The 15,721-nt window shown below is 68.2% G+C and carries 15 protein-coding genes; 10 read left to right on the forward strand and 5 right to left on the reverse strand.

The genetic code is table 11. The annotated features are described in order from the left end of the window. Positions 1 to 18: 18 nt before the first annotated feature. Complete coding sequence (locus ACWIEX_RS10095) at positions 19 to 810, reverse strand: class I SAM-dependent methyltransferase (RefSeq protein WP_454032911.1); 792 nt, start codon at positions 808 to 810, stop codon at positions 19 to 21. 406 nt (positions 811 to 1,216) lie between these two features. Here ACWIEX_RS10095 and ACWIEX_RS10100 point away from each other — a divergent pair, with 406 nt between their 5' ends. The 10 genes from ACWIEX_RS10100 (at position 1,217) to ACWIEX_RS10145 (ending at position 10,339) form a co-directional block, all read left to right on the forward strand. Beyond that, positions 1,217 to 1,735: a GAF domain-containing protein gene (locus ACWIEX_RS10100; protein WP_454032912.1), complete on the forward strand. Its 519-nt coding sequence runs from the start codon at positions 1,217 to 1,219 to the stop codon at positions 1,733 to 1,735. Positions 1,736 to 1,742: 7 nt separating this feature from the next. Continuing rightward, positions 1,743 to 2,093: a winged helix-turn-helix domain-containing protein gene (locus tag ACWIEX_RS10105; protein WP_454032913.1), complete on the forward strand. Its 351-nt coding sequence runs from the start codon at positions 1,743 to 1,745 to the stop codon at positions 2,091 to 2,093. 311 nt (positions 2,094 to 2,404) lie between these two features. After that, on the forward strand, positions 2,405 to 3,490 hold the full coding sequence (exbB, locus tag ACWIEX_RS10110; RefSeq protein ID WP_454032914.1) for a tonB-system energizer ExbB: 1,086 nt from the start codon (positions 2,405 to 2,407) through the stop codon (positions 3,488 to 3,490). Positions 3,491 to 3,493: 3 nt separating this feature from the next. Further along, on the forward strand, positions 3,494 to 3,943 hold the full coding sequence (gene exbD / locus ACWIEX_RS10115; protein ID WP_454032915.1) for a TonB system transport protein ExbD: 450 nt from the start codon (positions 3,494 to 3,496) through the stop codon (positions 3,941 to 3,943). Beyond that, the gene (locus ACWIEX_RS10120; RefSeq protein WP_454032916.1) at positions 3,940 to 4,797 is read left to right on the forward strand and encodes an energy transducer TonB family protein; all 858 of its coding nucleotides are present in this window, start codon (positions 3,940 to 3,942) and stop codon (positions 4,795 to 4,797) included. Before exbD ends, ACWIEX_RS10120 begins: the two co-directional genes overlap by 4 nt. Positions 4,798 to 5,077: 280 nt before the next feature. Further along, positions 5,078 to 5,326 carry a hypothetical protein gene (locus ACWIEX_RS10125; protein WP_454032917.1) on the forward strand — a complete coding sequence of 83 codons (249 nt, stop codon included), beginning with the start codon at positions 5,078 to 5,080 and terminating at the stop codon, positions 5,324 to 5,326. Between the two features lie 396 nt (positions 5,327 to 5,722). Continuing rightward, positions 5,723 to 6,928 carry an ABC transporter substrate-binding protein gene (locus ACWIEX_RS10130; RefSeq protein WP_454032918.1) on the forward strand — a complete coding sequence of 402 codons (1,206 nt, stop codon included), beginning with the start codon at positions 5,723 to 5,725 and terminating at the stop codon, positions 6,926 to 6,928. Positions 6,929 to 6,990: 62 nt separating this feature from the next. Continuing rightward, positions 6,991 to 8,859, forward strand: coding sequence for an ABC transporter permease (locus tag ACWIEX_RS10135; RefSeq protein WP_454032919.1), 1,869 nt, complete (start codon positions 6,991 to 6,993; stop codon positions 8,857 to 8,859). Further along, positions 8,856 to 9,629 carry an ABC transporter ATP-binding protein gene (locus tag ACWIEX_RS10140; protein WP_454032920.1) on the forward strand — a complete coding sequence of 258 codons (774 nt, stop codon included), beginning with the start codon at positions 8,856 to 8,858 and terminating at the stop codon, positions 9,627 to 9,629. Before ACWIEX_RS10135 ends, ACWIEX_RS10140 begins: the two co-directional genes overlap by 4 nt. After that, positions 9,629 to 10,339, forward strand: a complete 711-nt coding sequence (locus tag ACWIEX_RS10145; protein ID WP_454032921.1) for an ABC transporter ATP-binding protein — start codon at positions 9,629 to 9,631, stop codon at positions 10,337 to 10,339. Before ACWIEX_RS10140 ends, ACWIEX_RS10145 begins: the two co-directional genes overlap by 1 nt. On the opposite strand, the gene ACWIEX_RS10150 is transcribed toward ACWIEX_RS10145, so the two are convergent. The 4 genes from ACWIEX_RS10150 to ACWIEX_RS10165 all read right to left on the reverse strand — a co-directional run bounded on the left by ACWIEX_RS10150 (position 10,296) and on the right by ACWIEX_RS10165 (position 15,684). Then, a complete protein-coding gene (locus ACWIEX_RS10150; RefSeq protein WP_454032922.1) occupies positions 10,296 to 10,853 on the reverse strand; it encodes a MarR family winged helix-turn-helix transcriptional regulator in 558 nt (185 codons plus the stop codon). The genes ACWIEX_RS10145 and ACWIEX_RS10150 overlap by 44 nt on opposite strands. Before the next feature lie 329 nt (positions 10,854 to 11,182). Further along, on the reverse strand, positions 11,183 to 12,601 hold the full coding sequence (locus ACWIEX_RS10155; protein WP_454032923.1) for a M20 family metallopeptidase: 1,419 nt from the start codon (positions 12,599 to 12,601) through the stop codon (positions 11,183 to 11,185). Positions 12,602 to 12,767: 166 nt separating this feature from the next. After that, the gene (cueR, locus tag ACWIEX_RS10160; protein WP_454032924.1) at positions 12,768 to 13,178 is read right to left on the reverse strand and encodes a Cu(I)-responsive transcriptional regulator; all 411 of its coding nucleotides are present in this window, start codon (positions 13,176 to 13,178) and stop codon (positions 12,768 to 12,770) included. 1 nt (position 13,179) lies between these two features. Next, complete coding sequence (locus ACWIEX_RS10165) at positions 13,180 to 15,684, reverse strand: heavy metal translocating P-type ATPase (protein ID WP_454032925.1); 2,505 nt, start codon at positions 15,682 to 15,684, stop codon at positions 13,180 to 13,182. Positions 15,685 to 15,721 lie beyond the last annotated feature (37 nt).

Consider the following 15,721-nt stretch of genomic DNA (forward strand, 5'->3'; position numbering starts at 1 on the left):
GGCCCTTCCGTTTTCGGTTCAAGGCCGCGCGATGACGAGGCGCAGCGAACCATCGAAGCTCGGCTGGTTGCGCAGGAAGCCGTAGCAATCGTCCCAGGCGCCACAGTCCAGGTCCTGGCGCAGCTTCTCGATCGAGGCGGCGTTCTGGGTCTCGCCGACGAAGCTCCAGGCCGAGCAGGCCGAGCGCGCGGCGGGATCGAGGAAGAGTTCCGGCCGGCCGTAATAGGCCTCGTTGAAGCCGTCACGGCAGGCGAGGGGAATCGGCACCGCGACGATCTCGACATCGCCGCCCAGAACCGTGCCGATATGGCCGAGCGTGGGATAGCGCCGTGCCTCGGTCGCCAGCACCTCCGGCGCGTAGTGGTTGAGCCAGAAGGCCTGCACCAGCTCGGGATCGCAGGACAGGATCGCGACCGGCCCGCGCGTCACCCGGCGCATCTCGCGCAGGCCCGCATCGAGATGCTGCCATTGGTGCACGGTGAAGGTCGCCATGCTCGCGTCGAAATGCCCGTCGGGAAAGGGCAGGGCTTCCGCGGTTGCATCGATCGCGGCGACGATATCGGCGGGGCGCTGCGCCCGCATCGAGGCGGAGGGCTCGACCGCAATCATGTCGCGCCCGCGCGGCTCATAGGAGCCTGCTCCGGCGCCGACATTGAGCACCCGCCGGGCCGGGCCGAGCGCGGTCTCGATCAACGCGGCGATGGCGGGCTCGGGCTGGCGATAGGAGGCGTAGCCCTTCCCGATGCGGCCGTAATCGGCATCGCCGGCGCTGCCATCCGCCCGGCGCGGGCTCGCAGTCAAGTCGTTCATCGGGATGTCTCCGGCAGCCTGGATTCATCGGATACCTCGCTCAAGACCGGGTCCCGATCCGATGAGGCGCGAGGGGAGGATTGGCACGATCCGCCGGGGGTGGGAAAGGGCGCTGGGTTCGGTTGATCGCTAGGGGCGAACGACGCCCTTGTCATTCCGGGGCGCGCCATAGGCGCGAACCCGGAACCCACGACTGGGTGAGGCCTCTTACAGCTGATGACAAGGGCGCACCCGTCGTGGGTTCCGGGTTCTTCGCGATGCGAAGCCCCGGAATGACAAGAGCGAGACCGCTCAAGATCGTTCCGGCAACCGCCCGTATGGGGCCTCTTCGATGGCGCGGCCGGGAGGATGGTGGTAGGAACCGGCGCTGGATTTCGAGAGCGACCGCAAGCGAGGCGTCAGGATCATGTTCGAGGCACGCAGCATCGCCGCCGGCAGCAAGCCGGAGTTCTATCGCGAACTCGCCGGACAGCTCGAAGCCCTGCTCACCGGCGAAAGCGATCCCGTCGCCAATGCCGCCAACACCTCGGCCCTGCTGTTCCAGATGATGCCGGACCTGAACTGGGCCGGCTTCTACATCATGCGCGGTGGCGAGCTGGTGCTCGGCCCGTTCCAGGGCAAGCCGGCCTGCGTCCGCATCCCGGTCGGCAAGGGCGTCTGCGGCGCGGCCGTGGCGCAAGCACGTTCGATGCTGGTCGAGGACGTCCATGCCTTTCCCGGCCATATCGCCTGCGATGCGGCTTCGCGCTCGGAACTGGTCGTGCCGCTCATCGGCCGCGATGGCGTCATCGGCGTGATCGATCTCGACAGCCCGTCGCCGGCGCGATTCGATGCCGACGACCAGGCCGGCATCGAGCGCATCGCGGCGATCTGGCTCGCCGCCTGCGGCGAGGGCGCGCAGGCGAACCTCGCCAAAGCCTCCTGAGGCCGCGGTGCCCTCGCTGAGCCTGCGCATCCAGCTCGACCCCGAAGGCAGGATCGGCCCCGGCAAGATCGCGCTGCTCGAGAACATCGCGACGCATGGCTCGATCTCGGCCGCCGGCCGGGCGATGGAGATGTCCTACCGGCGCGCCTGGGAACTGGTCGAGGAGCTGAATGTGCTCTTCGGCAAGCCGGTGGTCGAGCGCCAGGTCGGCGGGCGCAATGGCGGCGGGGCGCAACTGACCCCGCTCGGCGAAGCGCTCATCCTGCGCTTCCGCGCGGTCGAGCAGGCGGCGACCGAGGCTGCGTCCACTCACCTCGCTGCACTCCAGGCCGAGATCGACCGGCCCGAGCGCAGCTGAATCGCTGTCGCGCGCACCGCCTCGGCAGCGCCCTGCATGCATCGAATAGCGGATATGTGAGGGCTGTCCGGAGCGCGGGCTGGCCTGATTTGGCGTGGCCGAGACCTGTCCGGGGCCATGGCCGGTGAGCCGCTTTTCCTTGACATGCCGGCCCGATTCGAACAGGCGTATCGCATATGCAGCATCGGTGCTGCAAGTCTTTTTTTGTAATGATTCCAATGAGGAAGCTGCTAGCCCTTAGGTGCCCGGCAGCAAGGCTGTGGAGTCGGCGAAAGCCGGCGCGGCGCTCCTCCAGAGAAGGCTGATTTGTGATGATGCGTGCGTTCCGTCTGGCTCTTGTTGCGATGAGCCTGTCCGTGGTGGCGGCCCAGGCCCAGGCCCAGGCGCCGGGGCAGCCCGCCCCGCAGGCGCCGGCCGATACGGCTCCGCCCGCGGTACAGGCCCAGCCTGCCGCTCCGAGCCAGCCCGCATCGCCGACACAGCAAGCCGCCCCGGCTCAGCCGGCCACCCCGACCAATCCGCTGCCGCCGGCTCTGCCCCAGCTCGGCATCAACCCGCCGAGCACGGCCCATCCGCCGCTGACGTCCGGCACCCCGGCCACGCCTGTAATGGCTCCGGCTCCGGCGGCTACGGCCACGCTGCCGCATGACCTGTCGCCCTGGGGCATGTTCATGGCGGCCGACATCGTCGTGAAGGGCGTGATGCTGGGGCTCGCCTTCGCCTCGCTGGTGACCTGGACGATCTGGCTCGCCAAGGCGATGGAGCTGGCCGCGGCCAAGCGGTCGGCCGGCCGGGCGCTGCGCCGCATCGAGGCGGCCGAAAATCTGGGCGAGGCAGCCGGAGCAGCGGCGGGCAGGAACGGCAAGCTGCGCGGCGCCGTCGGCTTGTTGCTGTCCGCTGCCCTGTCCGAGACGCGCCGTTCCGCCGATCTCGGCGAGGACGGCATCAAGGAGCGCGTCGCCATCGCGCTCTCGCGGATCGAGGCGCGCGCCGGCCGCTCGATGGCGCGCGGGACCGGCCTGCTCGCCACGATCGGTTCGACCGCCCCCTTCGTCGGCCTGTTCGGCACGGTCTGGGGCATCATGAATTCCTTCATCGGCATCAGCCAGGCCAAGACGACCAATCTCGCGGTCGTCGCGCCCGGCATCGCCGAGGCGCTGCTGGCGACCGCGATCGGCCTCGTCGCCGCGATCCCCGCCGTCATCATCTACAATGTCTTCGCCCGCGCGATCACCGGCTACCGCGCTACGCTCTCCGATGCCTCCGGCGAGATCCTGCGCCATCTCTCGCGCGATCTGGAGCGCCGCCAGCGCGCCGTCGCGCCGGCCCCGCGCTCGGCCTCGGCCTCCTCGGCTTCGGCCGCCGTCGCGGCTGCGCCGCTCGTTCCGGCGGAGTGAATCATGGGCGTTTCCCTCAAGGAGCCGCAGGACGGCGACCTCGGCGAGGTCAGCGACATCAACGTGACGCCGTTCATCGACGTCATCCTCGTCCTGCTGATCATCTTCATGGTGGCGGCGCCGCTCTCGACCGTCGATGTGGCGGTCGACCTGCCGGTCTCGAACGCGCAGCCGCAGCCGCGGCCGGATACCCCGATGTTCCTGACCGTGAAGGGCGACCTTTCGCTCGCGCTCGGCAATGATCCCGTGCCGCGCGAGGCGCTGCAGGCGGCGCTCGACCAGAAGACGAACAGCGACCGCGAGCAGCGGGTCTTCCTGCGGGCCGATGGCAGCGTCGCCTATAGCGAGCTGATGAACGTGATGAACCTGCTGCGCAATGCCGGGTATCTCAAGATCGCGCTGGTCGGTCTGGAGGATACAGGGCAGGGGGCTGCTGCGGGGCCAAAGCCATGAGCCTCGAACGCCCGTCATTGTCGCGTTTCGCGCCGGCGGCCCTTCGCTGGAGCCTTGCGGCCCTGGTGATCGCGAGCGCCCATGGCACGGCCGGCTGGGTCATTGCCAACTGGCAGCGCGCCGAGGCGGCGATGGGCGCGCCTCCGGCCGCGGTGATGATCGAACTCGCACCGCTCGCCGTCGCGCCGGAAGCGCCGCCGCAGGAGGTCGCGCCCGGCCCCGAAATGGCCGAGGCGCAGCCCGAGCCCGAACCGCCGCCGCCCGAGCCGGTCGAGCAGCCCAAGGAGATCGAGCCGCCGCCGCCGGAACCGGAGCCAGTCGCGATCCCTGAGCCGGAGATCAAGATTCCCGAATTGCCGCCGCTGCCCGATGCCGCGGCGATCCTGACGCCGCCGCCGAAGGAGGCTCCGAAGCCGCCTCCGCCCAAGAAGCCCAAGCCGAAACCCAAGGTCGTCGAGAAGAAGAAGCCGATCCGCCCGGACAAGCCGAAGGCCGAGCGGACCTCCGCGCCGGTCGCACAGGCGCAGGCCGCCCCGCGTGCGGCGGCGCCCAATTCCGGGGCGTCCTCACCGTCTCCGGCCGCAACCGCGAGCTGGCGCGGGTCGCTGATGGCGCATCTCAACCGCTTCAAGCGCTTCCCCGGCGGCGCCAGCCCCGGCACAGTGCAGGTCGCCTTCAGCATCGACCGCGGCGGCCGCGTGCTCTCGGCCCGGCTCGTCCGGGGCTCGGGCGATGCGACGCTGGACGAGGAGGCGGTCGCGATGATCCGTCGCGCCAGCCCTGTGCCGGCACCGCCGGATGGCCTGGGCGGCGGGGCGATTTCGCTGAGCGTACCGATCAAGTTCTCGCGCTAGGGGCTAGGGACACTTGGTTATGGAGGGTTGCAGCCACCCTTGTCATTCCGGGGCGCGCCGCAGGCGCGAACCCGGAACCCACGACTGGGTGGAGCATTTTTCCCGGAGTTGCAGGTCGCTCGCCCGGTCGTGGGTTCCGGGTTCTTCGCTGCGCGAAGCCCCGGAATGACAATCAGGCGGTTCTGCCCCACGATGGCCAGGTGTCCATCCCACTCGGCTGAGTGCGGGAACCCCCAGGCCGTCCATGCGTAGGACGGGTATGAGCGAGAGGAGAAGCGCGATGACGATCATCAGGCTCGCCGCCGGCGCGATGCTGGCCCTCGCACTGGGCGGCTGCGTGACCACCGAGGCGCAGTATCGCGCGATCGACGAGGAGCGCTGCCGCTCCTATGGTTTCCGCGCACCGGGCGAGGCGTTCTCGAACTGCCTGATGCAGCTCGACCTCGATCGCGCGGCCGACCGGCGCTATCGCTTCGACCGCTTCGACGCCTCCTTCGGCGGGCCCTGGGGCTACGGCCGGCGCTGGTAAGGGCGCCCGACTCCCGACAAGAAAAAAGGGCCACGCCGGAAGCGCAGCCCAAGTCTAGGGAGGAAACGCCCAAGGAGGGCGGCGCAACATCTCTGCTGCGCTGCACTTTAGATAGTAAGCTCAGGCGACGCCTGCAAGGCCAAAAGGGCAGCATCACTGTCTTATTTTTAATCGCCTTTTTTCTCAAATAAAATCAACGGCTTCCGGACAATTCCCGCAAGGTTGCGCGAGCTGCGGTCAGTCGCCTGCTCATCTGCTGCATTGCAAGAATGGCAGATTGACAGGCGCCCGGATCTGTTCATTCATATGCATGCAAATGAATTCCGCTTCGCCGCACCCGGCGCGAGCGGTATCGGCGCGGATTGCAGCCGCAGCAGGGCGAAGGACTTAAACCCGATGCAGATCGATCGTCGCAGCTTCGTCGCGGGCACGCTTGCCCTCGGCGTTCCCTCGCTGGCGCGCGCCCAGGGCGCGGGGCCGATCCGCATCGGCGAGATCAACTCCTATACCGCCCAGCCGGCCTTCCTGAAACCCTATCGGCAGGCCTGGGAGCTGGCGCAGGAGCAGATCAACGCAGCCGGCGGCGTGCTCGGCCGCAAGCTCGAGACCGTCTTCCGCGACGATGCCGGCAAGCCCGAGGATGCGGTGCGCCATGCCGCCGATCTCGCCACCGCCGAGAAGGTCGACATCATCGCCGGCGGCTTCCTCTCCAATGTCGGGCTGGCGCTCGCCGACTACGCCAACCAGAACAAGCGGCTTTACGTGGCCTCCGAGCCGCTGGCCGATGCGCTCGTCTGGTCGAAGGGCAATCGCTACACCTTCCGCCTGCGGCCCTCGACCTACATGCAGGCCGCCATGCTGGTCGAGGAGGCCGCGAAGCTCCCGGCCAAGAAATGGGCGATCGTCGCGCCGAACTACGAATACGGCCAGTCGGCGGTGAAATGGTTCAAGGAATTGCTGCTGAAGGCGCGCCCGGACGTGACCTTCGTCGCCGAGCAGTTCCCGGCGCTCGGCCGCATCGATGCCGGCGCCACCGTCCAGGCGCTGGAAGCGGCCAAGCCCGAGGCGATCTTCAACGTCACCTTCGCTGTCGACCTCGCCAATTTCGTTCGCGCCGGCAACACGCGCGGCCTGTTCGAGGGGCGCCAGGTCGTCTCGATGCTGACCGGCGAGCCGGAATATCTCGACACGCTCGGCGCCGAGACGCCGGAAGGCTGGATCATCACCGGCTATCCGCATGCCGACCTGCAGACGCTCGAGCACGTCAAGTTCCGCGACGCCTACAAGGCGAAGTACAACGACTATCCGCGGCTCGGCTCGGTTGTCGGCTACGAGACGGTGCAGGCCATCGCTGCTGCGCTAGCGAAGGCCGGCTCGACCGATAACGAGAAGCTCGTTGACGCCTTCGAGGGGCTGAAATTCGGCTCGGCCTTCGGCCCGATCGAATTCCGCAAGATCGACCATCAATCGACGCTCGGCGCCTATGTCGGCAAGAGCGCGCTGAAGAACGGCAAGGGCGTGATGGTCGACTGGAGCTATCGCGACGGCGCCAAATACCTGCCGAGCGACGACGAGGTCCGCAAGCTGCGCCCGGCTGTCTGACCTTGCCTGAGATGGAGCGCGGCGCTACGGCCTGAAGGCCGTAGCGTTACGCCCGAGACGACATGCTTGATCTCGTCCTCACCCAGACCCTGAACGGCCTGGCCTCGGCGTCGTCGCTGTTCCTGGTGGCGTGCGGGCTGTCGATCATCTTCGGCGTCACGCGCATCGTGAACTTCGCCCATGGCTCGCTCTACATGCTGGGCGGCTATCTGGCCTTCACGCTGGTGAGCTGGCTCGGCCCGGCCGATCCGCTCGGCTTCTGGGGTGGCGTCATCCTCGCCGTGCTGCTGACCGGCCTTACCGGCGTGCTCGTCGAGGTCCTGATCCTCCGGCGAATCTATCAGGCGCCGGAGCTGTTCCAGTTGCTCGCGACCTTCGGCGTCGTGCTGATGCTGCAGGATATCGCGCTGGCGACCTGGGGGCCGGAGGACAAGCTCGGCCCGCGCGCGCCGGGCTTCCGCAGCTTCGTCATCCTCTTCGACAACCGCTTCCCGAGCTACGAGCTCTTCCTGATCGCGGTCGGGCCGGTCGTGCTCGGCCTGATCTGGCTCTTGTTCCACCGCACGCGCTGGGGCGTATTGATCCGCGCCGCCACGCAGGACCGTGAGATGGTCAGCGCGCTCGGCGTCAACCAGCGCCTGCTTTTCACCTCGGTCTTCGCCTTCGGTGCGGCGCTGGCGGGGCTCGGCGGCGCGCTCCTGCTCCCGCGCGAGGCGATCAATCTGCACATGGACCTGTCGATGATCGCCGAGGCCTTCGTGGTCGTCGTGGTCGGCGGGCTCGGCAGCGTGACGGGGGCCTATCTCGCCGCCGTGCTGATCGGCGTGCTCCACGCCTTCGGCATTCTGGTCCTGCCCAAGATCACGCTGGTTCTCGTCTTCCTGGTGATGGCGGCGGTGCTGATCGTCCGGCCGCATGGCTTGCTTGGCAAGGCCGGCGCCGAGCCGCGCGGCCATGCCGGCCAGCTCTTCCTGCTGAGCCCGGCCGATGGCGCGGCGAAGCTGTTCGGCGCCGTGGCGCTCGCCCTGCTGGTCCTCGCGCCGCTCGTCGTACCTGATCATGTCGTCCTGACCCTGACTGATCTCGTGATCTTCGCAGTCTTCGCCGCCTCGCTGCATCTCTTGATGGGCCCGGGCGGCATCACCTCCTTCGGCCACGCCGCCTATTTCGGGCTCGGCGCCTATGGCGCGGCGCTGGCGGTGAAATGGCTGGGCAGCCCGATGGAGGAGGCGCTGATGCTGGCGCCGCTGATGGCCGGCATTGCGGGCGCGATCTTCGGCTGGTTCTGCGTGCGGCTCTCGGGTGTCTATCTCGCCATGCTGACACTGGCCTTCGCCCAGATCGCCTGGGCGACGGCCTTCCAGTGGGTCGACCTCACCGGCGGCGACAATGGCATCCTCGGCGTCTGGCCCTCGGCCTGGGCGGCACCCAAGACGGTGTTCTACTATCTCGCACTCGCCATCGCCGTGCTGGTGATCCTGGCCCTGCGCATCATCATCTTTGCCCCGTTCGGCTATGCCCTGCGTGCCGGCCGCGACAGCCCCTTGCGGGCTGAAGCCGTCGGGCTCGATGTCGGGCGCCTGCAATGGGCGGCCTTCACCATCGCTGCGATCGCGGCCGGCATCGCTGGCGGGCTCTTCGCCTTCTCGAAGGGCTCGGTCTTCCCGACCTATATGGCGATCCCGCGCTCGGTCGATGCTTTGCTGATGGTGCTGCTCGGCGGCGTGCAGACGGTCGCCGGGCCGGTCATCGGCGCCTTCGCCTATATGGGGCTGAACGAGCAATTGATGAAGCTGACGACCTACTGGCGCTTCGGCCTCGGGTTCTCGATCGTGCTGCTGGTCGTGCTGTTCCCGCGCGGCCTCGTCGGCACCTGGCTGTTCTGGCGCGCCCGGCGCGAGAGCGCCGCACAAGCGACGGCCGCAGCATGAGCGCGCTGGTGCCCGCCGTGCTGGAAGCGCATGATCTCGCCAAGTCCTTCGGCGGCGTGAAGGCGGTCGACGGCGTGTCCTTCTCGGTCGAGGCCGGCAGGCTGGTCGCGCTGATCGGTCCGAACGGCGCCGGCAAGACGACCTGCTTCAACATGCTGAACGGCCAGCTCAAGCCCGATCGCGGCGAGGTGCTGCTGGCGGGCAAGCCGATCACCGGGCTGGAGCCGCGCAAGGTCTGGCGGCTCGGCGTCGGCCGCACCTTCCAGATCACCGCGACCTTTGCCTCGATGACCGTGCGCGAGAACGTCCAGATGGCGCTGATCTCGCATGAAGGCGAGAGCTGGCGCCTGTTCGGACGCGCAGACGGGCGTCATCGCGAGGCAGCCGATGCCTTGCTCGATCAGGTCGGCATGGCCGGGCAGGCCGATCGCGCCTGCGGGGTGCTCGCCTATGGCGACCTGAAGCGCGTCGAGCTCGCGGTCGCGCTCGCCAATGCGCCGAAGCTCCTGCTGATGGACGAGCCCACTGCCGGCATGGCGCCGCAGGAGCGCATCGCCCTGATGGCGCTGACCGCTCGCATTGCGCGGGAGCGAGGCATTGCCGTGCTGTTCACCGAGCACGACATGGACGTAGTCTTCGCCCATGCCGACCGCGTGCTGGTGCTCGACCGTGGACGGCTGATCGCATCTGGCACCAGCGCCGAGGTGCGCAACGACCCGCAGGTGCGCGCGGTTTATCTCGGCTCCGGCGCGACCTCGGGAGGGCATTGATGACGGCACTCCTTGAATTGTCGGGCGTCGAAGCCTGGTATGGCCGCGCCAAGATCCTGCATGGCGTCGGCTTCTCGGTCGGACATGGCGAGGTCGTCGCGCTGATGGGCCGCAACGGCGCCGGCAAATCGACGACGATGAAGACGGTGATGGGGCTGGTGCCTGAGCCGCAGGGCTCCATCCGCTTCGAGGGCAAGGAGATCGCCGGCCGCGAGCCTTTCCAGATCGCCCGACTCGGCATCGGCTATGTCCCGGAGGACCGGCGTGTCTTCTCCGAATTGACCGTGATGGACAACCTCGAAGTCGGCCGCCAGCCGGCGCGGACGAATGCGCCGCACTGGACGCCGGAGCGGCTGTTCGATCTCTTCCCCAATCTCGGCCGCATGCGCGACCGGCCTGGCAGCGCCATGTCCGGCGGCGAGCAGCAGATGTTGACCATCGCCCGCACCCTGATGGGCAATCCGCGCCTGCTGCTGCTCGACGAGCCTTCGGAAGGGTTGGCGCCGGTGATCGTCGAGGCAATGGCGGAGACGATCCGCGTGCTGAAAGGCGAGGGGCTGTCCGTGCTGCTCTCCGAGCAGAACCTGCATTTCGCCGGCAGCATCGCCGATCGCGCCGTGATCATCGAGAAGGGACTGATCCGCTTCGACGACACGATGGCGGCGCTCAAGGCCGACGAGGCGGCACGGAGCCAGTATCTGGCGGTCTGAAGCCGGCCAGCAGCCGCCGCATCACGTCGAGCAGCGGTTCGACCTCGCGCTCCGCCATCGGGTCCAGCGCCGCGATGGTGATCGCCTTGGCGCGGACCACATACTCCGGCAGCAGTTCGCGGCCGCGCTGGCCGAGCTGCACCAGCACGCGGCGCTTGTCGTCGGGATCATGCAGACGCTCGACCAGCCCGCGCTCGGCGAGCCGCGTCACCACGCCCCGGATCGTGGCTGGGTCCATCGCCGTCATGCGGCCGAGCTGGTTCTGGGAAATCCGTCCGTCGACGGCGAGCCGGCAGAGGACCGCGAATTGCGGCGGCGTCGGCCCGTCCGCGCCCATCATCTCCAGGAACATCGCGACATAGCGCTGCTGCATCTGCCGCAGCAGGAAGCCGAACTGCTCGTCCAGCACATAACCGGCGAGATCGACCGGCTCAGGCATTGCGGAATCGGCCTGGCCGCTGGCCATGCGGTGATGCCGGCCGAGCCCGTCTTCCGATTCCTCTGCGCGATCCATGCTGGCTCCGGGCTGGCGATTCTGCCGGCTGATGGCAGAGGCGCATTCTCCCGGATCATATGTGTTCGTTCAATCAGCAAGGCGAGAACAACACGCCGTCATTCCGGGGCATCGCGCAGCGATGAGCCCGGAACCCATGAACACGACATTATTCAAGCCGCCGTCATGCTCGCCCTTGTGGCGAGCATCCATGTCTTGAACACCGTCCTCGATGAAGGAAGACGTGGATGGTCGGGACAAGCCCGACCATGACGACAAGCGCCGTGTTCATGGATTCCGGGCTCGGCCCTACGGGCCGCCCCGGAATGACGGTGAGGCTCTACCGAGGATCAGCCCAGCGACATCGTCAGCGGCGGCTTCACTTCGGGCGGCAGCGGCGAGGTGTAGCCTTCCTTGCCGAGGCGCGCCTTGTGGTCGGCCTTGGCGGCGGCCATCAGGGCCGGATCACTCAGCACGGCGGCGCCGGTCGCGGCCATCGCCTTGGCGACATGGACCATCGCCTTGTGCGCGGCGGGGGACTTGCCCTGCGCCACCACCTGCCAGGTGTGGAACGGCGTGCCCATCGCGACGGTCGGCGCATGGGCCTGCACGGTCGGCACCGCCCAGCTCACGTCGCCGATATCGGTCGAGCCGATCGCCGGGTTGCGCTTGGCGTCGCGCGGCACGAGGAAGTCGGCGAGCGGCGCGCCTGTATCCGGCATGCCGATGGTGCGCCAGATCGAGGCGATCTCCTGCGGCGAGAGCGTGCCGCGGATCTGCTCGGCATAGGCCTTGTCGGTCTCGTCGAAATGCGGCGCGCCGAGCTCGCCCATCACCTTGTGCATGGCCTCTTCGAGCGGCGTATTGGCGACGAGATCCGAAACGGCGCTGACGATGCGCATCTCCATCTTGGTTTCCGTCATCAATGCAGCGCCTTCAGCGATCTTCTTCACGCGCTGGACGAGCTCCAGCATGCCGCGCAGGTCACGAGCGCGGATCGAGTAGCGCACGCGCGCATGAGCCTGGACGACGTTCGGCGCGATGCCACCGGTATCGAGCAGCGCGTAATGCACGCGCGCATCGGACGGCATGTGTTCGCGCATGTAGTTGACGCCGACATTCATCAATTCGACGGCATCGAGTGCCGAGCGGCCGAGATGCGGCGCGGCGGCGGCATGAGAGGCGCGGCCGGTGAAGACGAAGTCGGCGCGGGTATTGGCCAGGGCGAGGGCCGGAGCGACCTCCCAGAAACTCGACGGGTGCCACGAGATCGCGACATCGGCGTCGTCGAAGGCGCCGGCGCGGACCATGAAGGCCTTGGCGGCGCCGCCTTCCTCGGCCGGGCAGCCGTAATAGCGCACGCGGCCGGGGATCTTGTTCTCGGCCAGCCAGTCCTTCATCGCGACAGCGGCGAGCATGGCGGCGGAGCCGAGCAGGTTATGGCCGCAGCCATGGCCGTGGCCGTTGGCCTCGATTTCCTTGTGCTCGGAGGCGCCGGCTTCCTGCGACAGGCCGGGCAGGGCGTCGTATTCGCCAAGGAAGGCGATGACCGGGCCGCCTTCGCCGGCCTCGCCGATCACCGCAGTCGGGATATCCGCGACGTTCTCGGTGATCTTGAAGCCCTGGTGCTTCAGTTCGGCGATATGCTCGGCGACCGAGCGCTTCTCGGTGTAGCACACCTCCGGCATGCCCCAGACCCGGTCGGAGAGCGCGATCAGCCGCTCCTTGTTCGCATCGACATGCCGCCAGAGATCGTTTCGATTGTCCATTGTCGTTCCGCCTGGGGACCGCGCGGGCGTTCCCCGTCTTTTGTTGAGAGGCGGATTCCCCGACGGGGCCGATGCGGCCGGGCCGGACCCGCCTCTGGTGGGCAGGCGCATATGAGCAATCTCGCACCGCCCCGTCCAGACATTCAGCGCATGGCGGAGCAGCGTCTCAGGCTTTGCCTTGCGTCGGCGTGGTAGCTGCGAAGTCGGCCAGGATCGGGCAATCCGGCCGGTGGTCGCCATGGCAATGCGTCGCCAGATGCCGCAGCGTGTCGGCCATCGCCTTGAGTTCAGAAGCCTTTTCCTCGAGCTCGCGCACATGCGCCATGGCGAGGTTCTTCACATCGGCGCTGGCCCGGCTCTTGTCGCGCCAGAGCGCCAGCAGCTCCCGCGTTTCCTCCAGCGAGAAGCCGAGATCGCGCGAGCGGCGCACGAAGCGCAGCGTATGCACGTCGTCGGCGGCATAGACCCGGTATTGCGCAGCCGTGCGGGCCGGCGCGGTGATCAGCCCGATGCTCTCGTAATAGCGGATCATCTTGGCGCTGACGCCGGAGCGGGTTGCGGCTTCGCCGATATTCATCTCAGACCTCCTGTCCGTGCGAAGCCGGCACCTGAAAACGCTTCAGCCGCAGCGCATTGCTGACCACGCTGACGCTCGACAGCGCCATGGCGAGCCCGGCGAAGACCGGCGAGAGCAGGATGCCGAAGGCCGGATAGAGCACGCCCGCCGCGACCGGGATCAGCAGGGCATTGTAGCCGAAGGCCCAGGCGAGATTCTGGCGGATATTGGAAATCACCGCCTGCGACAGCGCGATCGCTCGGGGCACGCCCATCACGTCGCCGGACATCAGCACGACATCGGCGCTTTCGATCGCGATATCGGTGCCGGTGCCGATGGCGATGCCGACATCGGCCTGAGCCAGCGCGGGCGCATCGTTGATGCCGTCGCCGACGAAGGCGACCTTGGCGCCGCGGCTCTGCAGGCGCTTCACCACCTCGGCCTTGTCGGTCGGCAGCACTTCGGCCCAGACCTCGTCGATGCCGAGGCCGCGCGCGACCGCTTCCGCCGTGCGCCGGTCGTCGCCGGTCACCATCGCGACCTTGAGGCCGAGCTTGTGCAGGGCGGCGATGGCGGCGGGCGTGGTCTCCTTCACCGCGTCGGCAACCGCGATGACAGCGGCGATCCGGCCGTCGATCGCGGCATAGAGCGGGGTCTTGCCGGCTTCGGCCAGCGCCTTGGCGCGGGCGGCGAAGGGCGCGAGGTCGAGGCCAGCGTCATCCATCAGCCGGTGGCCGCCGATCGCGACCTTCCGGCCCTCGACCGTCGCAGTGACGCCGCGGCCGGGATCGCTGGTGAAATCGGCCGGCTCGGTGAGGGCGAGATTACGAGCCTTGGCGGCTGCAACCAGCGCCAGCGCTAGCGGATGCTCGGAGCGATTCTCGGCCGAGCCGACGAGACGCAGAACGTCGTCGGCCGCAAAGCCGGCGGCCGGCTCGATATCGGTGAGCTCGGGCTTGCCCTTGGTCAGCGTGCCCGTCTTGTCGAGCGCGACGATCTGGACGTCCTTCAGGGCCTGCAAGGCGTCGCCCTGCCGGAACAGGATGCCGAGCTCGGCGCCGCGGCCGGTGCCGACCATGATCGAGGTCGGGGTCGCGAGGCCCATAGCGCAGGGGCAGGCGATGATCAGCAGCGCGACCGCGTTGACCAGCGCATGCGACAGGGCCGGGCTCGGGCCGAAGGCCAGCCAGACGGCGAAGGTCAGCAGAGCAAGTACGATCACGACCGGGACGAACCAGAGCGTGACGCGGTCGACCAGCGCCTGGATCGGCAGCTTGGCGCCCTGCGCGGCCTGTACGGTCCGCACGATCTGGGCGAGTAGCGTGTCGGCGCCGACCTTCTGGGCGGTGAAGCGCAGCGCGCCCGAACCGTTGACGGTGCCGCCGGTGACGGTGCTGCCGGCTTCCTTGCGCACAGGTGCGGGCTCGCCGGTGATCATCGATTCATCGACGAAGGAGCTGCCGTCGGAGACCTCGCCATCGACCGGGACGCGCTCGCCCGGCCTGAGGATGACGATGTCGCCGGGGCGGACGCTGTCGACCGCAACGTCGCTCTCAGTGCCGTCGCGCAGCACGCGGGCAGTCTTGGGCTGGAGCGCGATCAGGCTGCGGATGGCGGCGCCGGTCCGGCCCTTGGCGCGGGTTTCGAACCAGCGCCCGAGCAGGATCAGCGTCACGATCACCGCGCCGGATTCGAAATAGGTGCCCTCGGTACCCGCCGGCATCAGGTCAGGCAGGAAGGTCGCGACGCTCGAATAGAGATAGGCCGCGCCGGTGCCGAGCATGACCAGCGAGTTCATGTCGGGCGCGGCTCGCAGCAGCGCCGGGAAACCCTTGCGCAGGAAGACGAGGCCCGGCCCGAACTGGACGATGGTCGCCAGCGCGAAGGAGAAGACGCGCACATTCCATTCGCCGAAGGTGCCGGCGAGCCAGTGATGCAAGGCGGGGACCATGTGGCTACCCATCTCTATGACGAGCAGCGGCAGGGTCAGGAGGCCGGCAAGCAAGACCGAGCGCAGCAGCTTGCCCTGTTCCTCGTCCTTGGCGGCCTGCTGGCGTGCCGTGGCATCGCCATCGGCCGCGGCGACCGGGCTCGCCTCGTAGCCGGCGCCGGCCACGGCCTTCACCAGGGCAGGGATGATGTCGCTGCCGGCGAGCGCCTTCACGCTGGCACGCTCGGTCGCGAGGTTCACGGTGGCCTCGACCACGCCCGGCACGGCGCGCAGGGCCTTCTCGACATGGCCGACGCAGGAGGCGCAGGTCATGCCCGAAACCGACAACTCGATCGTGTTCTCGACCGGCGTATAGCCGGTCTGTCGGACGGCCGCCTCGATCTGCCTGAGGTCGGTGCCGCCCTTGGCAAAAGTGATCCGCGCCCGTTCGGTCGAGAGATTGACCGCAACCGCATCGACGCCCGGAACCGCCGCGATGGCACGCTCGACGCGCCCGACGCAGCTAGCGCAGGTCATCCCTTCGACGCCCAGATCGAGGGTTTCGAGATCGTTCCTGCTTCTGTCGATGACCGTCATCGCCGTCTCCTTCATGGTGATGACAGGCGATATAGGG

The organism is Allobosea sp. NPDC055353, from assembly GCF_053644975.1.

What these genes read in the sequence shown, in the direction of transcription:
- ACWIEX_RS10095 (WP_454032911.1), bottom strand. Translation starts at nt 810, where the DNA reads ATGAACGACTTGACTGCGAGCCCGCGCCGGGCGGATGGCAGCGCCGGC.
- ACWIEX_RS10100 (WP_454032912.1), top strand. Translation starts at nt 1,217, where the DNA reads ATGTTCGAGGCACGCAGCATCGCCGCCGGCAGCAAGCCGGAGTTCTAT.
- exbB (WP_454032914.1), top strand. Translation starts at nt 2,405, where the DNA reads ATGATGCGTGCGTTCCGTCTGGCTCTTGTTGCGATGAGCCTGTCCGTG.
- exbD (WP_454032915.1), top strand. Translation starts at nt 3,494, where the DNA reads ATGGGCGTTTCCCTCAAGGAGCCGCAGGACGGCGACCTCGGCGAGGTC.
- ACWIEX_RS10120 (WP_454032916.1), top strand. Translation starts at nt 3,940, where the DNA reads ATGAGCCTCGAACGCCCGTCATTGTCGCGTTTCGCGCCGGCGGCCCTT.
- ACWIEX_RS10125 (WP_454032917.1), top strand. Translation starts at nt 5,078, where the DNA reads ATGACGATCATCAGGCTCGCCGCCGGCGCGATGCTGGCCCTCGCACTG.
- ACWIEX_RS10130 (WP_454032918.1), top strand. Translation starts at nt 5,723, where the DNA reads ATGCAGATCGATCGTCGCAGCTTCGTCGCGGGCACGCTTGCCCTCGGC.
- ACWIEX_RS10135 (WP_454032919.1), top strand. Translation starts at nt 6,991, where the DNA reads ATGCTTGATCTCGTCCTCACCCAGACCCTGAACGGCCTGGCCTCGGCG.
- ACWIEX_RS10140 (WP_454032920.1), top strand. Translation starts at nt 8,856, where the DNA reads ATGAGCGCGCTGGTGCCCGCCGTGCTGGAAGCGCATGATCTCGCCAAG.
- ACWIEX_RS10145 (WP_454032921.1), top strand. Translation starts at nt 9,629, where the DNA reads ATGACGGCACTCCTTGAATTGTCGGGCGTCGAAGCCTGGTATGGCCGC.
- ACWIEX_RS10150 (WP_454032922.1), bottom strand. Translation starts at nt 10,853, where the DNA reads ATGGATCGCGCAGAGGAATCGGAAGACGGGCTCGGCCGGCATCACCGC.
- ACWIEX_RS10155 (WP_454032923.1), bottom strand. Translation starts at nt 12,601, where the DNA reads ATGGACAATCGAAACGATCTCTGGCGGCATGTCGATGCGAACAAGGAG.
- cueR (WP_454032924.1), bottom strand. Translation starts at nt 13,178, where the DNA reads ATGAATATCGGCGAAGCCGCAACCCGCTCCGGCGTCAGCGCCAAGATG.
- ACWIEX_RS10165 (WP_454032925.1), bottom strand. Translation starts at nt 15,684, where the DNA reads ATGACGGTCATCGACAGAAGCAGGAACGATCTCGAAACCCTCGATCTG.